Annotated in this window: 24 protein-coding genes; 6 read left to right on the top strand and 18 right to left on the bottom strand. The window is 64.3% G+C overall.

The window, feature by feature from the left end; translation table 11 throughout:
* Position 1 precedes the first annotated feature (1 nt).
* The gene (locus tag VGN68_RS16810) at positions 2-586 is read left to right on the top strand and encodes a hypothetical protein (protein ID WP_327478229.1); all 585 of its coding nucleotides are present in this window, start codon (positions 2-4) and stop codon (positions 584-586) included.
* On the opposite strand, the gene VGN68_RS16805 is transcribed toward VGN68_RS16810, so the two are convergent.
* The 6 genes from VGN68_RS16805 to VGN68_RS16780 form a co-directional block, all read right to left on the bottom strand.
* Positions 583-1194 carry an HAD family phosphatase gene (locus VGN68_RS16805; RefSeq protein WP_327478226.1) on the bottom strand — a complete coding sequence of 204 codons (612 nt, stop codon included), beginning with the start codon at positions 1192-1194 and terminating at the stop codon, positions 583-585. The two genes, VGN68_RS16810 and VGN68_RS16805, sit on opposite strands and share 4 nt — an antisense overlap.
* Before the next feature lie 97 nt (positions 1195-1291).
* A complete protein-coding gene (gene ykgO, locus VGN68_RS16800; RefSeq protein WP_003046794.1) occupies positions 1292-1417 on the bottom strand; it encodes a type B 50S ribosomal protein L36 in 126 nt (41 codons plus the stop codon).
* A 274-nt stretch (positions 1418-1691) separates the two neighbouring features.
* Complete coding sequence (gene rpoN / locus VGN68_RS16795) at positions 1692-3161, bottom strand: RNA polymerase factor sigma-54 (RefSeq protein WP_327478224.1); 1470 nt, start codon at positions 3159-3161, stop codon at positions 1692-1694.
* A 140-nt stretch (positions 3162-3301) separates the two neighbouring features.
* Complete coding sequence (lptB, locus tag VGN68_RS16790) at positions 3302-4120, bottom strand: LPS export ABC transporter ATP-binding protein (protein ID WP_327478222.1); 819 nt, start codon at positions 4118-4120, stop codon at positions 3302-3304.
* Between the two features lie 223 nt (positions 4121-4343).
* A complete protein-coding gene (gene pgmG, locus VGN68_RS16785; RefSeq protein WP_327478220.1) occupies positions 4344-5726 on the bottom strand; it encodes a phosphoglucomutase/phosphomannomutase PgmG in 1383 nt (460 codons plus the stop codon).
* A 28-nt stretch (positions 5727-5754) separates the two neighbouring features.
* Positions 5755-6564, bottom strand: coding sequence for a division plane positioning ATPase MipZ (locus tag VGN68_RS16780; RefSeq protein WP_414711715.1), 810 nt, complete (start codon positions 6562-6564; stop codon positions 5755-5757).
* Between the two features lie 97 nt (positions 6565-6661).
* Between VGN68_RS16780 and panC the strand changes: the two genes are divergently transcribed.
* Entirely contained in the window at positions 6662-7501 is an 840-nt protein-coding gene (gene panC / locus VGN68_RS16775; RefSeq protein ID WP_327478217.1) for a pantoate--beta-alanine ligase, read from the top strand.
* Positions 7502-7641: 140 nt separating this feature from the next.
* Entirely contained in the window at positions 7642-7956 is a 315-nt protein-coding gene (locus VGN68_RS16770; RefSeq protein WP_054589726.1) for a sel1 repeat family protein, read from the top strand.
* A gap of 108 nt (positions 7957-8064) precedes the next feature.
* On the opposite strand, the gene VGN68_RS16765 is transcribed toward VGN68_RS16770, so the two are convergent.
* The 4 genes from VGN68_RS16765 to VGN68_RS16750 are packed head-to-tail and all read right to left on the bottom strand — an operon-like array spanning position 8065 to position 10592.
* Complete coding sequence (locus VGN68_RS16765; protein ID WP_327478214.1) at positions 8065-9213, bottom strand: GNAT family N-acetyltransferase; 1149 nt, start codon at positions 9211-9213, stop codon at positions 8065-8067.
* Complete coding sequence (locus VGN68_RS16760; RefSeq protein ID WP_293701446.1) at positions 9214-9678, bottom strand: RidA family protein; 465 nt, start codon at positions 9676-9678, stop codon at positions 9214-9216.
* 12 nt (positions 9679-9690) lie between these two features.
* Complete coding sequence (locus VGN68_RS16755; RefSeq protein WP_327478210.1) at positions 9691-10332, bottom strand: HAD family hydrolase; 642 nt, start codon at positions 10330-10332, stop codon at positions 9691-9693.
* Positions 10329-10592 (bottom strand): DUF3572 family protein, encoded by a 264-nt coding sequence (locus tag VGN68_RS16750; protein WP_327478208.1) that lies wholly within the window; start codon positions 10590-10592, stop codon positions 10329-10331. Before VGN68_RS16750 ends, VGN68_RS16755 begins: the two co-directional genes overlap by 4 nt.
* 89 nt (positions 10593-10681) lie before the next feature.
* Here VGN68_RS16750 and VGN68_RS16745 point away from each other — a divergent pair, with 89 nt between their 5' ends.
* Complete coding sequence (locus VGN68_RS16745; protein ID WP_327478206.1) at positions 10682-11044, top strand: response regulator; 363 nt, start codon at positions 10682-10684, stop codon at positions 11042-11044.
* Positions 11045-11054: 10 nt separating this feature from the next.
* On the opposite strand, the gene VGN68_RS16740 is transcribed toward VGN68_RS16745, so the two are convergent.
* The 6 genes from VGN68_RS16740 to VGN68_RS16715 all read right to left on the bottom strand — a co-directional run bounded on the left by VGN68_RS16740 (position 11055) and on the right by VGN68_RS16715 (position 16285).
* Positions 11055-11300, bottom strand: a complete 246-nt coding sequence (locus VGN68_RS16740; RefSeq protein ID WP_327478204.1) for a hypothetical protein — start codon at positions 11298-11300, stop codon at positions 11055-11057.
* Between the two features lie 158 nt (positions 11301-11458).
* Positions 11459-11626, bottom strand: a complete 168-nt coding sequence (gene rpmG, locus VGN68_RS16735) for a 50S ribosomal protein L33 (protein WP_058818055.1) — start codon at positions 11624-11626, stop codon at positions 11459-11461.
* A gap of 214 nt (positions 11627-11840) precedes the next feature.
* Positions 11841-12572, bottom strand: a complete 732-nt coding sequence (locus VGN68_RS16730; protein ID WP_327478202.1) for an energy transducer TonB — start codon at positions 12570-12572, stop codon at positions 11841-11843.
* Positions 12573-12721: 149 nt separating this feature from the next.
* Positions 12722-14032, bottom strand: coding sequence for a glutamate--tRNA ligase (gene gltX, locus VGN68_RS16725; protein WP_327478200.1), 1311 nt, complete (start codon positions 14030-14032; stop codon positions 12722-12724).
* A 52-nt stretch (positions 14033-14084) separates the two neighbouring features.
* A complete protein-coding gene (locus tag VGN68_RS16720) occupies positions 14085-14504 on the bottom strand; it encodes a DoxX family protein (RefSeq protein ID WP_327478198.1) in 420 nt (139 codons plus the stop codon).
* A 113-nt stretch (positions 14505-14617) separates the two neighbouring features.
* The gene (locus VGN68_RS16715; protein WP_327478196.1) at positions 14618-16285 is read right to left on the bottom strand and encodes an NAD+ synthase; all 1668 of its coding nucleotides are present in this window, start codon (positions 16283-16285) and stop codon (positions 14618-14620) included.
* 145 nt (positions 16286-16430) lie between these two features.
* Here VGN68_RS16715 and VGN68_RS16710 point away from each other — a divergent pair, with 145 nt between their 5' ends.
* On the top strand, positions 16431-17366 hold the full coding sequence (locus VGN68_RS16710) for a ribose-phosphate pyrophosphokinase (RefSeq protein ID WP_327478194.1): 936 nt from the start codon (positions 16431-16433) through the stop codon (positions 17364-17366).
* 4 nt (positions 17367-17370) lie between these two features.
* On the opposite strand, the gene VGN68_RS16705 is transcribed toward VGN68_RS16710, so the two are convergent.
* The gene (locus VGN68_RS16705) at positions 17371-17913 is read right to left on the bottom strand and encodes a TetR/AcrR family transcriptional regulator (RefSeq protein WP_327478192.1); all 543 of its coding nucleotides are present in this window, start codon (positions 17911-17913) and stop codon (positions 17371-17373) included.
* Positions 17914-18029: 116 nt separating this feature from the next.
* Here VGN68_RS16705 and hisN point away from each other — a divergent pair, with 116 nt between their 5' ends.
* The gene (gene hisN, locus VGN68_RS16700; protein WP_327478190.1) at positions 18030-18812 is read left to right on the top strand and encodes a histidinol-phosphatase; all 783 of its coding nucleotides are present in this window, start codon (positions 18030-18032) and stop codon (positions 18810-18812) included.
* 18 nt (positions 18813-18830) lie between these two features.
* Here the strand turns inward: hisN and VGN68_RS16695 are convergent, their stop codons facing one another.
* Positions 18831-21041: an AsmA family protein gene (locus tag VGN68_RS16695; RefSeq protein ID WP_327478188.1), complete on the bottom strand. Its 2211-nt coding sequence runs from the start codon at positions 21039-21041 to the stop codon at positions 18831-18833.
* Between the last annotated feature and the right edge of the window lie 205 nt (positions 21042-21246).

Raw genomic sequence — 21246 nt, 5'->3', positions numbered from 1 at the left:
CATGGCGGAAATGTACACGAGCTTGAGCGCCGATCAGCTGGGCGAAGCATTTCCTCTATCGCTGCGTGACCAGGCGATGGATGCTTCCATCTATAGCGCTGTCCAGCTCCAAGCCAGTCAATGGACCGAGCAATTTGAAGTCGCTCTTTGGGGAGAATCAATTCGAATTCCAGCGCGGCTGCGCTTCCGCAACAATCATTCGGACGAAGCATTGAGCGGCGATGTTCGTTTAATGGTGCGATGCCTGAGATCCCGTAGCAGCGACGGGTTCGAACGGCAGCGAGCGGTTCGTGATCTTTTGCTCAAAGTTGAACCTTGGACCGCGCCATTCATCGTTGCCTTGATCGGCGAATATGTGGTCGAAATCTTACGCGATGTTGCGGAGGCATTTGACGATTCGATCCCCGATCCAATAATTGAGTTTCTTAGAGAAAACCCCGCATATTGGTTTCTGACGAAGCAGCGCGTTTCCAGCTATTGGAATGTTTATTACCGGCGCTCCACACGTAAGAAGGACTATATCGGCTTCAAGCTAACCAGGCAGATTGATAGGGCAATCGCCGGATGTGAGACTACCGAGATTTAGGCGCCTAAATAACCTCGCCCAGCCAGCTCGCGCTCCAGCGTCGCAGCATCGACAAACCGATGCCCCGCGATCCCGACCGATTCGGCCCCCGCGACGTTCGCCGTAACATCGTCGATGAACAGCGCGCCCGCGGGGTCGATGCCGAATCGGTCGATTGCGAGGCGGTAGATCGCGGGATCGGGCTTCATCAGTTTTTCGGTGCCGGAGACGATAATGCCCTGGAAGCGGTCGAAGATCGGCTGGGTCGGGCGGAAGCCTTCCCAGAATTCATGCCCGAAATTGGTGATCGCGAACAAAGGCACGCGCGCGGCATCGAGCCGCTCGACCAGTTCGAGGCTGCCCGGCATCGGGCCGGGGATCGTTTCGTTGAAACGCGCCGCATAGGCATCGATCAGCGGCGCATGATCGGGAAATTCCGCCTTTAGCTCGGGCAGCATGTCGGCGAGCGGGCGGCCCGCATCGTGCTGGAAATGCCACTGCGGCGTCACGACATGGGTGACGAACCATTCGAGCTCGTCCTGGTCGGCAATCAGCTTCGCGAACAGGTGGCGCAAATCCCAGTCGAACAGGACGCGGCCGACGTCGAAAATCACGCAACGGGCAATCATGAAGCCTCCAGACACGCGAAAGCGCCGCCGGAAGCATCCGACGGCGTTACGCTGTTCAGCAAAAGCAAACGGGGTGAAACCACCCCGCGCCGGGACATCAGCCCTGGCGCGCCTTGAAGCGGCGGTTGGTCTTGTTGATCACATAGGTGCGGCCACGGCGGCGGATAACGCGGTTATCGCGGTGACGGTCCTTCAGCGACTTCAGGCTGTTGCGAATCTTCATGATCTCTGTCCGTAAATCTTGGCGTGTTGACGCGAAGCGGCGCAACTATGGGGATGCGCCGAAAAAGTCAACTGTCGCATGGAGTGCTAACGGCTCAAAAAGTTCACGCGGAGACGCGGAGGCGCGGAGAAGAGGATATTCGCGCAGAGAGCGCAGAGTCCGCAGAGAGAGAAAAGGGCGGCAAAGCCGCCAATCTCCTTCTTCCTCCGCGGCTCTGCGGCTCCGCGTGAACCAAAATTCTCTGCGATCTCTGCGCCTCTGCGCGAATCAAATTCTATCCCGCCAGCGCTTTCTGCCGCCGCCTTTGTACCGAAGATCCAAACCCCATCGCCTCGCGGTACTTCACCACCGTGCGCCGCGCGATGTCGTGGCCCTCGGCCGACAATTTCTGCGCGATCGTCTCGTCGGACAGGATCGCCTTGGCATCCTCGGCCTCGATCATCGCCTTGATCCGGCTCTTGATCGATTCGGACGACACTGCGCCGTCGCCCTCGGTCGCCGAAATACCGCTGGAAAAGAAATATTTAAGCTCGAACAGCCCGCGCGCGCAGCTGAGATATTTGTTGCTGGTGACGCGGCTGACGGTCGATTCGTGCATGCCGATCTCCTCGGCGACCTGGCGCAAGGTCAGCGGGCGCATATGCGCGACGCCGTGCAGGAAAAACCCCTCCTGTTGTTTGACGATCGCACTCGCTACCTTGACGATCGTGCGCTGGCGCTGGTCGAGCGCGCGGACCAGCCAGTTGGCACTCGCCAGCTGTTCGGACAGCCACGCCTTGCTCTTCGCCGCCGCCCCCGTCGCCAGTTCGGTATAGTAACGCCGGTTGACGAGCAGGCGCGGCAGGGTGCCGCTGTTGATCTCGACCGCCCAGCCCTTGGCGGTCTGGCGAATGAACAGGTCGGGGACGACCGCCTGCGCCCGATCACCGCCGAATTTCAGCCCCGGCTTGGGGTCATAACCCCGCAATTCGCGAATCATGTCGGCCAGATCCTCGTCATCGACCCCGCAGATACGTTTGAGCTGCGGAAAGGCGCCTTTGGCGACCAGATCGAGATGCGCGATCATCGTCGCCATCGCGGGGTCGTAGCGGTCCGCCTCGCGCGCCTGGATCGCGATACATTCGGCGAGGTCGCGGCCGCCAACCCCCGACGGGTCGAAACACTGCACCCCCGCGAGCACGCTCTCGACCAGCGCGAGCGGCACCCCGAGCCGCTGCGCGACCTCGGCCAGGTCGGCGCGCAAATAGCCGGTCTCGTCGATCAGGGCGACGAGCTGCTCGGCGATCATCGCTTCCAGCCCGCCGAAACGCTCGCCGACCTGCGCGAGCAGATGGCCGTGCAGCGTTTCGTCCTCACCCGCGAAGCTGTCGAAATCGATGCCCTCGCTGTCGCTGCCCGACAGGCCGACACTGTCGCTGGCGCTGTCGTGGTGAAAGCTTTCGGCGGTCATATCGACATCGAGATCGTTCGCGGTGCCGCTATCGGACGACAGGGCATGGTCGGTATCGAGCGCCGCCGCCTCGGTCACCGGCGCGTCGTCACCCGGACCGTCATTCGCATCGCCCGCGCTGCCGTCGCTATCGCCGGGCGTCGCGTCGAGCAGCGGATTGCCCTCCAGCGCCTCGGCCAGATAGGTTTCGAGTTCGAGGTTCGACAGCGCCAGCAGCTTGATCGCCTGCTGCAACTGCGGCGTCATCACCAGCGATTGCGACTGGCGGAGATCGAGGCGCGGACCCAACGCCATCGGTGCTACACTATCAAATCAGCCGTGCGTCCCCGCGAAGGCGGGGACCCATCACCGGTCGGTTCAACATGGCGCCACCCGGTGATGGGCCCCCGCCTTCGCGGGGGAACAGCCATTGTTCGGACGATGCACGCCATCGTTCACAGCGAAAAACCCTCGCCCAGATACAGCCGCCGCACTTCGGGGTCGGCGACCAGCTCTTCGGGCGAACCCGCGAGCAGCACCTTGCCGTCGTAAATGATGCAGGCACGGTCGACGAGGTCGAGCGTTTCGCGGACATTGTGATCGGTGATCAGCACCCCGATGCCGCGCGTCTTCAGATCGGCAACGAGGTCGCGAATGTCGCTGATCGACAGCGGATCGATACCGGCAAAAGGTTCGTCGAGCAGCATGATCGACGGGTTGGCGGCGAGCGCGCGGGCGATTTCGGCGCGGCGCCGTTCGCCGCCCGACAGCGCCATCGCCGCCGAATCGCGCAGCCGGGTCAGGCCGAATTCGTCGAGCAATTCTTCGAGCCGCCGTTCGCGCGACACCTTGTCGGGCTCCGCGAGTTCGAGCACCGCGCTGATATTTTGCGCCACGGTCATACCGCGAAAGATCGAGGTTTCCTGCGGCAGATAGCCGAGGCCGAGGATGGCGCGGCGGTACATCGGCAGCGCGGTAATATCCGCGCCGTCGAGCATGATGCGCCCGGCGTCAGGCTTCACCAGCCCCATGATCGAATAGAAACAGGTCGTCTTGCCCGCGCCGTTCGGGCCGAGCAGACCGACAACCTCGCCCTTGCCGACCGACAGCGACACGTCGGACAATACGGTGCGCTTGTCATAGCTTTTGGCGATCGAAATCACCGCGAGGCCATTGCCGGACGCGGCGTCGTCGCGCGCGTGTGCGCGATGTTCGGCAATGCCGTGGTCGCTGTCGGCGATCAGCGTGGCCGGGGTCGTTTCGTCATGGATCATGCTGGATCGCTTCCTGAAGACATATGCAGGGGCGTTACCCGAGGAGCGCCGCCAAGGTCAATCTGGCAAGATTTTTGCATCTCTAAAGCCCCTCCCCTTCAGGGGAGGGGTTGGGGTGGGCTCTGTCGGCGTCGCGCAAGGCCGATGGACCCCACCCGTGCGACTAGGGAGCAAGCTCCCAAGTCTCGCTGCCCTCCCCTGAAGGGGAGGGCAAGAATTCGCCTTAATGCCCCGTTTGCGGCCCGCGGGCGATCCCCGACAGTGCCAGCTGTTCGTCGATCGCCGCCAGCAGCCGCGCCAGCGCGGCCTCGTCCTTCGCCTCGGCTCGCGCCACCAGCACATCCTGCGTGTTCGACGCGCGGAGCAGCCACCAGCCGTCGTCGGTCAGCACGCGCGCGCCGTCGGTGCGATCGACCTTGGCCCCTGACGCGGTCAGCCGCGCCAGAACTTCGTCCACAATGGCGAATTTCCGCACCTCGTCGACCTGGAAACGCAGCTCCGGCGTGTTGACCATCGGCGCCATCGCGCCGCGTAATTCGGTGACGCTCTGCCCCAGCTTCGTCGCCGCCTCGATCAACCGCACCGCGGCATAGGGCGCGTCGTCATAGCCATAATAGCGATCGGCAAAAAACACATGGCCGCTCATCTCGCCCGCCAGCGGGCTGCCCGTTTCCTTCATCTTCGCCTTGATCAGGCTGTGGCCAGTTTTCCACATCAAGGGCGTGCCGCCGAGTTCGGAAACCCGGTCAAACAGCGCTTGGCTCGCCTTCACATCGGCGATGATTGTCGCGCCGGGCTTGTCCTGCAGCAGCGCCGCGGCATAGATTTGGAGCAGCTGGTCACCCCAGATCACCCGCCCCTCGCCGTCGATCGCGCCGATCCTGTCGCCATCTCCATCGAAAGCGACGCCGAAATCGAGGCTCCTCTCTGCGACGAGCTTACGCAAATCGGCCAGATTCTTCTCTTCGGTTGGATCGGGATGGTGGTTCGGGAAATGACCGTCGATGTCAGTGAACAACAAATGATGCTCGCCCGGCAACTTCGCGGTCAGCTTTTCGATCACCGTCCCCGCCGCGCCATTCCCTGCGTCCCAGCCGACCCGATAGGCGCCGCCGGCGAAACCCTCGACCAGCCGATCGACATAAGCGTCGATGATGTCGATGCTCTGCGTGGCACCTTCGCCAACTTCCCAATCCCCCGCGGCGGCCATTTCGCCGACCCGCTGAATATCGGCACCATAAAAGGGCCGCCCCTGCATCACGAATTTGAACCCGTTATAGTCGGGGGGATTGTGGCTGCCGGTTATCTGGATGCCGCCGTCCACATCCTCGGTTGAGGCTGCATAATAGAGCATCGGCGTCGGCCCCAGCCCGACGTTCAAGGCGTCGATACCCGCGGCGTTGATCCCGGCAACCAGCGCATCGCACAGCATCGGCGACGACAGCCGCCCGTCAAAACCGACCGCCACACGCTTGCCCCCAGCGCGCGCGACCAGCGTAGCAAAGCTGCGTCCGATCGCATAGGCGTCTTTGTCCGACAGCGTGTCGCCGACGACGCCGCGAATGTCATATTCGCGCAGCATCGTGGGATGGAAGATATGGGTCATGCGGGAATCCTGATTGGTAAAGAGAAATTCAGGCGGCAGCGAACAGATCGCCGTCGGGATGGAAGCGCTCACGCGTCGGCAGGTTCAACCCGCCCATCGCCTCGCGCAGTTCCTGCCGCGCGACGACATGACCGATGCCCATGCCGCCCAGATGCGCCTTGTCGAGCAAGGTCAGCCCGGCGGGGAACAGCTCGCGATAAATCACGCGTTCGCCCAAGCCAGGGATGACGCGAAAGCCGACGCGGCGGGACAGCTGGCTCAGCGCCTCACCGACGCGGCGCATATTGTGCGCGTCGACATGCTGGAGGCGGTTGCGCAGGATGATCCAGTCGATCGTCCGCCCATCAGTCTTCGCGCGCGCCTTGCGCGTGTCCCAGATCAGTTCGGAGTAAAAGCTGGGGCGGGTGACCTGGAATGTCTCGGGATCGACCTGCCCGATCAGGTCGAAATCGATGAAGCTGTCGTTGATCGGGGTGACCAGCGTGTCGGCGGTCATCGCCAGATGGCGGGCAAACACGTCATCGCGCCCCGGCGTGTCGGCGACGAAATAGTCGCAATCGGCGATCAGCCGCGCGACCTGCGCGTCGAGTTCCTCGATCGTTGTCCCTTCGAACACTTCGAACTGCGGCATCGGCAGCTCGATATCGCGGCGCTTGGCGGTGTTGGTGCGATTTTCGAGATAGCGGTGAAAGGTGCGCTGGCGCGGATCGAGATCGAGCCCGGCGACCTTCCAGCCCTGGCTGGCCAGCGCGACCGCAAAATGCACCGCGCAGGTCGATTTGCCGGTGCCGCCCTTTTCATTGGCAAAGATGATGCGATGCGGGGCAGGTTTGGTCACGCTGTTCGTCATGGGCAGTTGCGATTTTCCGGTTGGCGGCGCATGGCGGCGGCGCGAGTGGTGCTGTTGCGCCGCCAATATCGGAGGCAGGGCAAGCGTGCAAATCATCCGTGATATCGCGACGCTGCACCGCGCCATCGCCGCGCTGAAGCAGGACGGCAAAAGCGTCGCGTTGGTGCCGACGATGGGGGCACTGCACGATGGTCACCTTTCGCTTGTGCAGATGGGGCGGCGCGTTGCCAACCATGTCGTCGTGTCGATCTTCGTCAACCCGACCCAGTTTGGTCCCAATGAAGATTTCGCCGCCTATCCGCGCGACGAAGCACGCGACGCGGCGCTGCTGGTCGATGAAGGCGTCAGCCTGCTCTGGGCGCCCGATGTCGGGGTCATGTATCCGGGTGGCCACAGCACCCATATCGAGGTCGCCGAACTCGGTGCCGATTATTGCGGCGCCGCGCGGCCCGGTCATTTCGACGGAGTGGCCACCGTCGTCGCCAAATTGTTCAACCAGGTCCGTCCCGACATCGCGATCTTTGGCGAAAAGGACTGGCAGCAGCTCGCGATCATCCGCCGCATGGCGCGCGACCTCGATTTCGGGCTCGATATTTTGGGAGCGCCAATCGCGCGCGATCCAGACGGCCTCGCGCTGTCGTCCCGCAATGCTTATCTCTCGCCCGCTCAGCGCAGCGCCGCTATCGCGTTTCCGAACGCGCTCAAGAGCGCCATCGCGGCGCTAGCGAACGGCGGCGATATGTACGAAACGCTCGCCAAAGCCGAGGCGGCGATCGTCGCCGGCGGGTTCGACAGCGTCGATTATATCGCGCTCGCCGATGCCGACAGTCTGGAAAGACTGGACAGTTTTCGCGCTCCGGCACGCCTGCTGGCGGCGGCTCGCATCGGAAAAACGCGGCTTATCGACAATTATCCAGTAGGCTGACGGAGAACGAAAACTTTTCAATTCAGTCGTTTAGCTGCGCTATCCACAAGAAATTACCCGCGTCGTTAACGTTTTGTTGACCATAAGCCGCAAGGGTGGACCTCGAAGCTTCCTGTGGGGGGAAGCGACAGGGGGTTTTTATGGCCAACAGTCTGAAGTCCGCGCAATATCTGATCGAAAGCCGCTTGCTCGATGCGGCGCGCGGCGACGCCAATGCCTATTTCGATTTGGGCATCGCTTTCTCGACCGGCACCGGCGGGGTCGATGTCGACCTGATCCAGGCGCATAAATGGTTCAACCTCGCCGCGCTCGGCGGCAACAAGGAAGGCCAGCAATGCCGCGCCGACCTGTCCGACGAAATGAGCCGCGACGAAATCGCCGAAGCGCAGCGCCAGGCGCGCGCTTGGCTCGACGAGACAGCCCGCCGCCCGGCCGCGCGGCGGTTTGCCGCGTAAAAATCTTCCCTCGTTCGTTCGTGTCGAGCGTAGTCGAGACACCCATCAGGAATCCGGGCCTTCAGCGTGTCTCGACTTCGCTCGACACCAACGGGATTTGAGGATGCTCTAGCTGGCCCGCCGAAACGGCATATGCCCCGCCAGCCATTCCATCTCGACTTCTTCGGCACGCCGTTCCTGTTCCAGAAAATCGGCCACCGCGCGGCGAAAGCCAGGATCGGCGATGAAATGCGCCGACCAGGTCGCGACCGGGCCATAGCCGCGCGCCAGCTTGTGGCCGCCCTGCGCGCCCGCTTCGACGCGTGCCAGCCTGCGTTCGATCGCAATGTCGATCGCGCGATAATAGCATAGCTCGAAATGCAGATAGGGGATGTCGACCAAGCAGCCCCAATAGCGCCCGTAGAGCGTATCGGCGCCGAGGAAGTGCAAAGCCCCTGCCACCGGTCGCTCGCCGTCATAGGCGAGCAGCAGGATGACCTGCTCCGCCATCCGCGCGCCGATCAAGTCGAAGGCCGCGCGCGTCAGATAGGGCTGTCCCCATTTGCGCGCGCCGGTGTCCTGATAGAACAGCCACATCGCGTCCCAATGCTCGGAGCGAATCGCGGCGCCGGTCAACTCCTCGATCCGCATCCCTTCGCCCGCCCGCGCGCGTTCCTTGCGCAGCTGCTTGCGCTTGGCCGAGGTCAACGTCGCGAGAAAATCGTTGAAATTGGCGTAACCCACGTTGGCGAAATGAAACTGGATGTCGCGGCGGACCAGCCACCCGGCGCCTTCGAACAGCGGCATCTGCTCGGGCGCGACAAAGGTCGCATGCGCCGACGACAGCCCGTTCTGGCGCACCACCGTTTCGGCGGCACGGATCAGCAGCCGCGCGTCGTCGCTGTCCGGCGCCAGCAACCGTGGCCCCGGCACCGGTGTGAAGGGCGCCGCGATCTGCAGCTTGGGATAATAATCGCCCCCTGCCCGCGTCCACGCGTCGGCCCAGCCCTGGTCAAAGACATATTCGCCCTGGCTGTGCGATTTCAGATAGCCGGGGGCAGCAGCGACCAACACGCCAGCCTCGTCCTCGACCAGCAGCGGCGCCGCTTGCCAACCGGTCCCCGGCCCGACGCTGCCCGATTCCTCCAGCAGCGACAGGAACGCGTGGCCGACAAACGGATTGCCGCCGTCATGCAGCGCGTCCCACGCCGCGGCATCGACCGCGGCCACCCCCGTGCCGAGCGCTATCGTCCGCGCCGGGGGGTCGGCCTCGGCCATTTACGCCGGGCGCACCGCGACGATCGCGTCGGCCTCGACCGCAGCGCCCAGCGGCAGCACCGCGACGCCAACCGCGGCGCGCGCGTGACGGCCAGCCTCGCCGAACAGCGTTTCGAACAGGTCCGACGCGCCATTGGCGACCTTTGCCTGATCGGTGAAGCTAGGCGCGCTGTTGACGAACACGCCCAGCTTGATGACGCGCTCGACACGCGACAGGTCGCCGCCCAGCGCCTGCGCAAGCTGCGCGATCAGCATCAGCGCGACGCGCTGCGCCGCATCCTGCCCGCCCCCGACATCCATGTCGTCGCCCAGACGCCCGGTCACGACCTGTCCGTCGCGAAACGGCAGCTGGCCGCTGACATAGAGCAGCCCGCCATGTTCGACGACGGGGACATAAGCGGCGACCGGCGCGGCGGCCTTCGGCAGTTCGAGGCCGAGTTCGGTGAGCTTTGCGGTGATATCCATGGTCGTTCCTTCTTAAACGGGTTCGGGGGCCGGAGCGGGGACATTTTCGGCGAGCCGCGCGAGGATCCAGTCCTGCGCCGCCGCCCAGTCATCGATGCGCGCATGGGCATAAGGCGACGGCGCAATCTTGTTGGCGATGGCGGGCTCGCCGACCAGATGGAGCCGCCACACGTCGGGCGCTTCCTGCGCCACCGACTGATGATGCCCTGCCAGATCGTCGATGAATACGGCGACCGACGGCCGATATTGCTCGATCAGGCGGCACACCGGCTCGCCCTTGCCGCCGCGGCTGCCGATCACCGGCGCATGAAAATCGTGCAGCGCCAGTTGCTCGATCCGCGCCTGCTGATGGTCGGGGCCGACGTTGGTCAGCACGACGATGTCGGCCTGCTCGGCGATCGCCGCCATTGCCGCGAGCGCGCCCGGAATCGGATATTGCCGCGCCATCTCGCCGCGGAAAAAGGCGTCGAGTAGCGGCCAGACCTCGGCTGCCTCCAGCGGCGTCCCGCATTCCTTGCGTTTCAGCGCCCCGGCAAAGCTGGCATCCTCGATGCGGAACAGCACGCCATGTTCGGCGTCGACCCATTCGGCAAAGGGGACGACCATGTGCATCAGCACCTCGTCGCAATCGGTGATGACGAGCGGTCGGGTCATAGGGTCATTCCTTCGAGGCGCTGCGCTGCGGCGGATAGGGTGCCAGGCGGCACCTGCAACGCATCGGCGCAGGCGACAAGGTCGTTTTCATGGGCGGTCAGGAACGACAGGATAGCCGCGAGCGTCGCGCGTTCGTCCAGCGACGCGCGCAGCTCGTCGGGCGCGAGACCCGTGAGCGCCAGCAGCCGCTCGCCGCGCGGTTCGTCGCCTAATATCCAGCCGAGCGCCTGAAGCGCCAAGGCTGCGTCGTCGTCGTGCAAGGCATATTTCCCTTCAACGGGAGGCAATTGTGTCATGTCGCCGATTCGCCTAAACGGGCCGCGGACGCAAGGTGGGGAAGCGAATAATCATGGGCAAGACCATATTGGTCGTCGAAGATAATGAGCTGAACCTGCGCCTGTTCTGCGACCTGCTGAACGCCCACGGCTATACGGCGCACCCGGTACGCGACGGGCGCGACGCGCTGGCCAAGGCACGCGAGGTCGCTCCCGACCTGATCATCATGGACATCCAGCTGCCGCATGTCAGCGGGCTCGAGCTGATCGGCCAGATGAAGGCGGATCTGACGCTGCGCGCGGTGCCGATCATGGCGGTCACGGCCTATGCCGGCAAAGGCGACGAGGAGCAGATCCGCGCCGCGGGCGCCGAAGCCTATGTGTCGAAACCGATTTCGGTGATCAAGTTCATCGAGAGCGTTGGGGTGTTTGCCTGAGACGGCGCTGCTAAAAGAAATTCATGATCGACTGGAGTTGTTCGACCAGCTTGGCCCACGCGGGATCGTCAGTTGCCCAAGCGACCAACAACAATCCGCCAACCAGGGCCAGGCCTACGCCCAACGGCAAGCGGCCAACCATCACCTGCTGGTCATAGCTGCACCCGCTGTCGTCGGTGAATGTCACGCGATCCAGCCAGCTCCGGTTCTTGGGCTCTTTGCCCATGACTTCGCGCGAGAAGTCTTCGAGGCTCATGGTGCTGCTCCCTTGGGCCGCATACATAGGACGCGCTCGTAAACGACCAGATAATCGGCGCACGAAAAAGGGCGGCGCAAATGGCCGCCCCTTGATCCCGGCTTTCACCGGGGTAGCGCATCTTCTTGCCGCGCGCGTTCAGCGCGCAGGAAAACGCGTCACTTGATCTTCGATTCCTTGAACTCGACATGCTTGCGCACGCGCGGGTCATATTTGCGCACCGACATTTTTTCGGTCATCGTGCGCGGGTTCTTTTTCGTCACGTAGAAAAAGCCCGTGTCGGCGGTGCTCACCAGCTTGATCTTGACGGTCGTCGGCTTGGCCATGGCCCTGTTCCTCGAAATAACTGCACATCCGCCGGAGCTCCGAAGGATGCGGCGGGACTATGGCCCCGACGTTGGTGTGAAAAAACTCAGGGGCCGCGCACGAGGCGCCGCCCCCAATATCCGCGCGCCTCTGACCGGATTCGGCGCTTCTGTCAAGCAAAAGAGCGGGCGGACGGCGCACCGCCATCCGCCCGGGAGGGAGTTCGACCAGCGGTTAACCGGCCCTGATCTCGAAGCGAACCGTCATCGTCTTCCAGCTTTCCTCAGCCACGCCGCCGCGCGTCGCGGGGGTGAAGCGCCATTTGGCGAGCGCGCGACGTTTGGTTTCGGCGAAAAAGCCCGGGCTGTCGGTGCTGACCAGTTCGACCGCCTTCACCCGCCCGTCGGTGCCGATCAGCACGCGCACTTTGGCGACCCCTTCGATCTCGCGCCGCTGTTCGCTTGCCGGATAGTCGGGCTGGAACGCACCGGCGTAGCGCGGATCAAGTTCCGCGAATACCAGTTTGGGCATAGGTGGTGGATCGGCGGGCCGGGCTGGAGGCCCAAGGTCGATCGGGCCAAGGTCGACGATGACCGGCCCTTCGACCACGCGATTATCGAAGGACGGCATTGTTTCGACAAGAGGTTTCACCGTGTCGGTCGCGGACGCGGTTCGCGGTGCGGGCTTTGCGTCGGGAGTCGGCTGGGGCGGCGGTGGAGGCGTCGGTAGCTTGATCAATGTTCCGACCATCGGGTCGGTCTTGGGTATCGGATCAACGATCATCGGCGAGAGCGCCACCGCGACGACCAGTGCGGCGGGCAGGCCGACGGCGAGGAGCGCCGCGACCGGGTGGCGACCGGTGTCGCTGCCATAGATGTTGCGGGACATGGTCGCCGATCGACCCGCGGGGGCCGTTGTCACCTCGGGGGCAGTCAGGATGGTCGAAATCAGGGGTATCAGGGTCATGGCATCTCTCCTTGCCTATCAGATCCGGCCCCGCCGTGTTTCGACCACCGCTATCGGCCAAGTCAGATATCAGTTATAGTATATCATAACTCACATTGTCAAGCGCAGCGGTAGGCAAAAATGGTGATGCATTTTCGCCGAGGGTCGGTTTAGCTGGCCGCGAGCCGCGCGACCGCCTGATCCTTGGCGATCAGCGGCAACAGTTCGGCCATGTCCGGGCCGTGATCGCGCCCGGTCAGCGCCCGGCGCAGCGGCAGGAACAACGCGCGGCCCTTTGCCCCCGTCGCCTCTTTCACCGTCGCAGTCAGCGCGTGCCAGGGGTCGGCGCTCCAGTCGATCGCGGGCGCCGCGGCGGCGGCAGCGGCGAGCACCGGGCGGTCGGCATCATCGACCGGTGGCGGCGCAAGTGGCCCATCAAATACCGCCACCCAATCGGCAGCCTCGGCGACGGTCATCAAATTGGGACGAATCGCTTGCCAGCGCGCCGCGGTGATCGCAGCGGGCAGCCTGTCCGCGACCGTTTCATACGCGGTGTGGTGCAGGATCTTCTGATTGAGCAGCGCCAATTCCGCCTCATCAAATCGCGCCGGGGCGCGGCCGAACCGTGCGAAATCAAGGCTCTCGATCAGCGGCCGCAGACTGGTCACCGGCTCGACCGGGTCGCTGGTGCCGAGCCGTGCGAGCAAGGCCGCGAGCGCGATCGGTTCGATTCCCGCATCGCGCAAACTGGCCATGCCGAGCGAGCCAAGCCGCTTTGACAATTTGCCTTCGGTTCCAACCAGCAACGCTTCATGCGCGAACTGCGGCGGCGCAGCCCCCAAAGCGGCGAACATCTGGATTTGCGTCGCGGTGTTCGACACATGGTCCTCGCCGCGCACCACATGGGTAATTCCCATCGCGATGTCATCAATCACGCTGGGCAGCAGGTAGAGCCAGGTGCCGTCGGCGCGGCGCACCACCGGGTCGGACATCGTCCTCGGCTCGAAATGCTGATCGCCGCGGACCATGTCGGTCCATTCGATAGGAGCCTCATGATCGAGCCGGAAACGCCAGTGCGGCGCCACACCCGCGGGCACCGGCGCATCGACAGCTTTGCGCTCATAGACCGGCGGCATTCCGCGCGAGAGCAGGATTTTGCGGCGGATGTCGAGCTCTTCGGGGGTTTCGTAACAGGGATAGACGCGGCCCGCCGCCTTAAGCTTGGCAAACTCCGCCTCGTACAGCGCGAACCGCGCTGACTGGCGTTCCGCGCCATCGATGTCCAGGCCCAGCCATGCGAGGTCGGCCCGAATCGCGTCGACATATTCTTCTCTCGACCGCTCAAGATCGGTATCGTCGATGCGGAGCAGAAAGCGCCCGCCATGCTTGCGCGCCCACAGCCAGTTATGAAGCGCAGTGCGGACGTTGCCGACATGCAGGGTGCCGGTCGGCGAGGGGGCGAAGCGGGTCACAACGATCATGCCGCGCGCCTATAACCGCTTCGCTCCCCGTGCGCGACCCCGTCGTACAGCGTCAGGCCGCGCGGCGGCGCTCCGGCCAATAGGCCCAGGCGATCGTGAGCAATGAGACGATCAGGATGACGCTATATTCCATCCCGTTGCGCCCCGCGCCGACCACGAACCAGCCGAAGGGCATATGCACCAGCACCATGCCAAGCGTGAGAATTGCGGCATGACCGAGCGCGGCGAGGCTGGTCCAGCGGCGGGCCAACATCAGGACCGGGCCGACCAGTTCGAACAAGGTCACTGCCAGCGCCCAGGCAAAGCCCATGGGAAAGCCCTGGCTTTCCAGCCAGACGCCAAACGGCGCCACGCCGCCCGCGACGAGTCGAAAGGCCCCGTGGATCAAAATCAGCAGCGCGACGGTGACCCGCAGCACGTCGAGCGCCCGCTCGGCCTTTTGCGGCGACGCCTTTTCTCCCAGCAACCCCATATCCCGCTCCCCGTATTGCCGTGTCCCGATCCGCGATCTTAGCCCCGCCACACAGCGCGACGAAGAGACACGGACGTACCGGTACCCACAGAGGTCGGTGCCCGCAGGACGGGTCAGCCGGTGCGGAAACTGTGGGTGATCGGATAACGCCGGTCGCGCCCAAAATTGCGCGTCGATAGTTTGACCCCCGGCGGCGCCTGCCGCCGCTTATATTCGGCCAGCATCAGCAAGCGCTCAATCCGCACGACCGCATCGCGGTCAAAGCCGTGCCGCGCGACGACATCATCGACGCTCGCTTCCTCCTCGACCAGCATATGCAGCATCCGGTCGAGGTCGGCATAGGGTGGCAGACTATCCTCGTCCTTCTGGTCGGGGCGCAGTTCGGCGCTCGGCGGTTTGGTGATGATCGTCTCGGGCATCACTGGGGCGACCCGGTTGCGCGACAGCCGCGGCACATTTTCGTTGCGCCACTTGGCGAGCGCGAAAACGGTCATCTTATACGCGTCTTTCAACGGGTTATAGCCGCCTGCCATGTCGCCATAGATTGTCGCATAACCGACGCTCATCTCGCTCTTGTTGCCCGTCGTCAGCAGCATCGGCCCGAATTTGTTGCTGAGCGCCATCAAGGTCACCCCGCGGATGCGCGACTGGACGTTTTCCTCGGTGATATCGACCTCGACATCGGCAAAGCTGCCCGCCAACATCGTATCGAACGCCTCGACCGCCGGGACGATCGAAATCGTGTCGAGCTTGCACCCGATCAGTTCGGCACAGCCCGCGGCATCGTCAAGACTCGCCAGGCTGGTGAAGCGGCTCGGCATCATCACGCACCAGACGCGGTCGGGACCGAGCGCGTCGGCGGCGATTGCGGCGCAGATCGCCGAGTCGATGCCGCCCGACAGCCCGAGCACGACGCCGGGAAAGCGATTGCGTTCGACATAGTCGCGCAAAGACACAATCATCGCGCTGTAAATGTCAGCCGGGTGCGCCTCCCATTCGGCGATCGCGCCGGCGTCGCACGTCCAGCCGCCATCCTTCTTTGTCCAGCGCGTGACCCTTTCCTCGGCTTCCCAGTCGGTCAACCGATGCGCGGTCGAGCCATCGCTGTTCAGCACGAACGAACAGCCGTCGAACACCAGTTCGTCCTGCCCGCCGATGCGGTTCAAGAAGATCAGCGGCAGCCCGGTTTCAGCGACGCGGCCCGCGAACACCTGGCTCAGCCGCCGCTCGTCCTTGTCGATTTCATAGGGGCTGCCGTTGACCGAAATCAGCAGTTCGGCGCCCTGATCGGCCAGATGCCGCGATACCTTGGGCAACCAGCCATCCTCGCAGATCGGCAGGCCGAGGCGGATCCCGCGCCATTCGACGATGTCGGGCAGCGGGCCGGGCACGAAAATCCGTTTTTCATCAAAAGTGCCGTAATTCGGCAACTCATGCTTGCGCCGCGTCGCGACAACATGGCCGCCGTCGAGCAACGCGACGATGTTATACAGGTCCGCCCCGTCGCGTTCGACCGACCCGACCAACATCGCCGGGCCACCGTCGGCGGTATCGGCCGCCAGCTCGGCGAGCAACTTCGCGGCGCGTTCGGCGAGGGCAGGCTTCAACACCAGATCTTCGGGCGGATAGCCGATCAGCTGAAACTCGGGATAGAGGATCAGGTCCGCTTGCGCGTGCCGCGCCCGCACCGCACGCATCGCGTCGGCATTGGCGGCAAGATCGCCAACCGCCTGCGTCATCTGGGCGAGGACGATGGTGAGCGTGTCGGCTGCGTCGGTCATGGCGGCGAGCCTTACCCCCCGCCGCCGCGATTGCAATGACCCAAGGGGTCGGCGAACGCGCAGCGCCAACTTCGCCCTTCCCCTATCGCCCCCCGCTGGCTAAGGGGCGCGCAATCCTATCCGCCGCGAAAGGGCCGCGCACCCCATGAAACTGATCTCCGGCAACAGCAACCTCCCCCTCGCCCGCGCGATCGCGGACTATCTGGAACTGCCGCTGACCGACACCAGCGTGCGCCGCTTTGCCGATGAGGAAGTGTTCGTCGAAATTCATGAAAATGTCCGCGGCCAAGATGTCTTCATCGTCCAGCCGACCAATTTCCCGGCGAACGACAATCTGATGGAATTGCTCATCATCACCGACGCGCTGCGCCGCGCGTCGGCGAAACGGATCACCGCCGTCGTTCCCTATTTCGGCTATGCCCGGCAGGACCGCAAGCCCGGCCCGCGCACGCCGATCTCCGCCAAGCTCGTCGCCAACCTGATCACCACCTCGGGCGCCGACCGCGTCCTCGCGATCGACCTGCACGCCGGGCAGATCCAGGGCTTTTTCGACATCCCGACCGACAATCTCTACGCCGCGCCGGTGATGAGCGCCGACATTCAGGCGCGCTTTGCGGGCAAGAATCTGATGGTCGTGTCGCCCGACGTCGGCGGCGTGGTACGCGCCCGCGCGCTCGCCAAGCGGCTCGACAACGCCCCGCTGGCGATCGTCGACAAGCGCCGCGAGCGCGCCGGTGAATCTGAAGTGATGAATATCATCGGCGACGTGAAAGGCCGCTTCTGCATCCTGATCGACGATATCGTCGATTCGGCGGGGACGTTGTGCAACGCCGCCGGGGCGCTGAAGGCCGCGGGCGCCGAAGGCGTCGTTGCTTATTGCACCCACGGCGTCCTGTCGGGCGGCGCAGTCGCGCGCGTCGAGGCGAGCGAGCTCACCGAGTTGGTCATCACCGATTCGATCCAGCCGACCGACGCGGTCAACGACAGCAAGAAGGTCCGCGCGCTGACCGTCGCGCCGCTGCTCGGTGAAGCGATCAAACGCATCGCCGACGAATCGAGCGTTTCGTCGCTGTTCGACTAATCCGTCATCGCGCCAGCACGGCACCGACGATCAATTCCAGTTCGCGGCGAAAAGCCGCATGATCGGGCGCAGCATGAACAAGCCCCTTCGCAGTCCAGCATAGCGCCTGCGCCAGGCTGCCGGCGCGCGCGACCGCGGTGCCGGGGCCGCCGCGCCGGATGGCGTTCGCCATGGCCGTGACCAGCTTGCGTTCGGCCCCGCGCACCGCTTCGCTGGCGTCGGGTGCGGCCATGGGTGCGGCGTCGATGCCATGCGGCGAGGCGCGCAACATCGCCATATGCTCGCCAATCCACGCATCGAGCGCGGTCGCCAGCCGCGCAACCAAAGCCGCAGCGGGATTTTCCAGAGCATCTAATGCCACCGCCAGCGACTGGTCGATCAGCGATTGGGTTGCCCAGTCGATCAGCGCGCCCTTCGATCCGAAGCGGTTGTAGAGCGCCTGACGCGACACGCCAGTTGCCAGCGCCAGTTCCTCCATCGAAGCCTTGCGAAACCCGGTGCGCGCCACGACGGCCAAAATGGAATTGACGGAAATCCGGTCGGCCATGAGCGCAATTTTACAGAATATATGATATTTGTACAATTGATATATTTGGTCTCGCCCGTGCGGCCTCGGCTCTCTGGGGCTGGCGGGAACCGCCGCGCTGCGCTAGCGCCGATGATATGACGATCACCGCCGACCTCGCCCTTGCCAATCGCCTGGCCGACGCCGCGAGCGCCGCGATCCGGCCGCTGTTCCGTGCCGACTGGACGCATGAAGCGAAAGCCGATGCTTCGCCGGTGACCGAAGCTGACCGCGCCGCCGAAACCGCGATGCGCCGGATCCTCGACGCCGAGGCGCCGCGCGACGGCATCATCGGCGAGGAATTTGGCGCCGAACGTCCCGATGCGGCGCGCCAATGGGTGCTCGATCCGATCGACGGCACCGTCAGCTTCATGGCCGGACGCCCGATTTTCGGTACCCTGATCGCGCTGCTCCAAGACGGCTGGCCGGTGCTCGGCATTATTGACCAGCCGATCAGCGGCGAACGCTGGGTGGGCGCGCTGGGTCAGCCGACCTTGTTCAACGGAAAGCCCGCGCGCACCCGGACCTGTCGCTCCCTCGCCGATGCGGCGCTCGCCACGACCGGCCCGCAATATTTCGACGATCATGATGCCGAGCATTTCATGGCGCTCGCGGCCAAGACCGCGCACAAGCGGCTGATCTTTGGCGGCGACTGTTACAATTATGGCCTGCTCGCCAGCGGTCATGTCGACCTGGTCGTTGAGGCGGGCTTGAAGCTGCACGATTTCGCGGCCCTGGTGCCGATCGTCGAAGGCGCGGGCGGGACGATGTGCGACTGGAACGGCGACCCGCTCAACGCCGACAGCGCGGGCCATGTGATTGCGCTCGGCGATCCGGCGCGGCTGGAAGATGTCATCGAAGGCCTCGCCTGCGCGCACTGACGCGCGGCGGCATCGGCATCAGAAAATGCCGAGGAACTTCTTGCGCTGCTTGCCGCCTTCGTCCTTCGACAGTTTGCCGTCCTCGCCCTTCGCCGTCGTGCCTTTGCCGACATCGTCGCGCACGTCGCCCTTCGTCGTGCGCTGCGCACTGGCGCGCGCGCCGGCAAGGATCGGGCCGCATTGCGCCGATTTCGCATCGCCCGGATCGATGAAGGGAATGATCGCGGCGACCGGTGTTGCGACCAGCGCCAGCCCCAGACCAGCGCCCGCGCGGCCCATCAGCTGGTCGCTGATCGGGTCGATGCGCGGCGCCGCGAAATAGCCGCCGACGCTCACCGGCGACTGGCCCGAAAACAGGCTGAATTTCTTGCCGTCGGCGCGCACCACCATGTCGATCGCCTCGGTCCGGAACGAGAAGCCGCCGCGGCCGACCATGACATTCTTCTGCGTGTCGATCAGGATTGGATCGGCGGCGCCGACGCCATTGCGGACGGTGAAGGCGATCACCCCGCAATTGATCTCGACCGGCTTCTTCAGTTTATCCTCGAACAATTTTTGCACGAAGGTGCCGACGTCGAGCTCGGCGAGCTGGATATTCCGCGTCCAGAAACTACCCTGCGGCAGGACAAACGCCATGCGGCCGTTCGAACTGGCGAGCGATTGGCGCAAGCTGTCGCCATGGCCGACCATCTGGATACGGCCGCTGACGGTGCCGGTGGTCCCCGATTCGGCCACCCCGAACCGCGCCAGCAAGGTGCCGAGCCGCGTCGGCGACAAGCGAATGTCATAGGCGGTACGCACGACCGCGGGGCGCGAATCGATCGAAATATCACTCGCCACCTTGCCGCCCGCGAGCAGGAAGGTCAGCGGCTTCATCTCCATCAGCCCGTCCTCGAGCGACAGCGTCAAGTCGACATTGCTGACCGGAAAACTTTCGGCGCGGACCCGGGCAACCTTGTAGCGCAGATCGGCGTCGAAGGCCTTGAGCGAGTCGGCGCGCAGCGGCGAATCGGGCAGCACGCGCGGGCGCCCTCCGACGGTTTTGATTGCGCCATCGGTGCCCATCCGTTCAAGCCGGTCGACCTCGTAACCGATGAACGGCCCGGCATCGATGATGTTGAGCGACCGGGTGGTGAGGTCGGCGTTCAGATAGACGCGCCCTTTGGGCATGCTGACGGCGAAGGTTCCCGCGAGGTCGCTGTCGCCAAACACGCCTTTCAAGCTCGTGAATTTCCAGACCGTACCGTCGTAGCCGAGCTTCGACGTCGCGCGGTAGCGGCGCGTATCGGGGATCGCGACCCCCAGAAAATCGAACAGCCGCGACAGGTTCGCGCCGCGCGCGGTCAGCGCCAGATCGGCACCGACCAGCTCGGTCGGGCCGGGCAGCGTGCCGACCAGATCGACGGTGTTCCCCAGCCCGATCGCGCGCATCGTCAGCCGGTTCTTGCCGCCCGCGACCGTCTGGTTAGGCGACGACAACCGCCCGGTCAGCGTGAACGGCTGCGCGCGCATCGTCCCGCGGCCGTTGAAACCGATCGCTTCGTCGATCTGGCTGCCGGTTGAGCGCACCGTATCGATGTCGATGTCGGCGAACAGGCGCAGTCGCGGGTCGCGATAGGTCAGGCCGCTCTCGGTGATCGCAGCGCGCTCGATCGTCGGCAGGTTGAGCGGCTGCGGCGGCCGATCGGGATCGCCAAAGGTCCAGCTGTTATGCCTGTTCTGCGCATCCCATTCGAGCGCCACCTGCGCTTGATCGATGTCGGCAAAGGTCATTACGCGCTTGCCAAAGATCAGCGATAGGGTGGCCAGGCGGGTGTCGACGCGGCGCGCCGTAAAAAACTGCTTCGCCTGCGCCCATTCAGGATTGGCGATCCGCACATCCTCAGCGAGGAATTTGATGTTGAACGGCGCGAAATAGAGCTGGAAGTCGCCGCCGATCGCGACCTGTCGTTCCAGCTGCGACGACGCGACGCTTTCGAACGCCCCTTTCAGAAAGCGCCCCTTGGTGATGAACAGCACCAGCCAGATCGTCGCCAGCAGCAGCAGGATGATCGCAGCCGTGCGTGCCGCGATGCGCACCGCACGCGGCCGCTTTTCCAGCCAGCGCGGGGTCCAGATGCGGCGCGCGACGATCGACGAGACGGTGGACCAGCGCGAGTAGGGCGATCCACCGTCGGGGGCGGCAGTCGCGGCGGGCGGATGGCCCATCTGTCCGGTGGGCAGGTTCATGCGCTGTGAACGGCTGCGAACACCCTTGGTTCCGTTGGCCCCGCCCGCTAGGCTTGCATTTGCGGGCGAATCCCCCTAAGCGCCCCGCTTCCGATTGTGTCGGCTGGCTGAAAGGGCTGCCAGGCCGATACGCAAACGGACTTCCAAAGGAGACCAAAATGCCCAAATTGAAGACCAAGAGCGGTGTGAAGAAACGCTTCAAATT

Source organism: Sphingopyxis sp., assembly GCF_035998965.1.
Taxonomy (GTDB): domain Bacteria; phylum Pseudomonadota; class Alphaproteobacteria; order Sphingomonadales; family Sphingomonadaceae; genus Sphingopyxis.
Note: the sequence above shows the minus strand (reverse complement) of the source record. Positions and strands in the feature narration are given on the sequence as shown.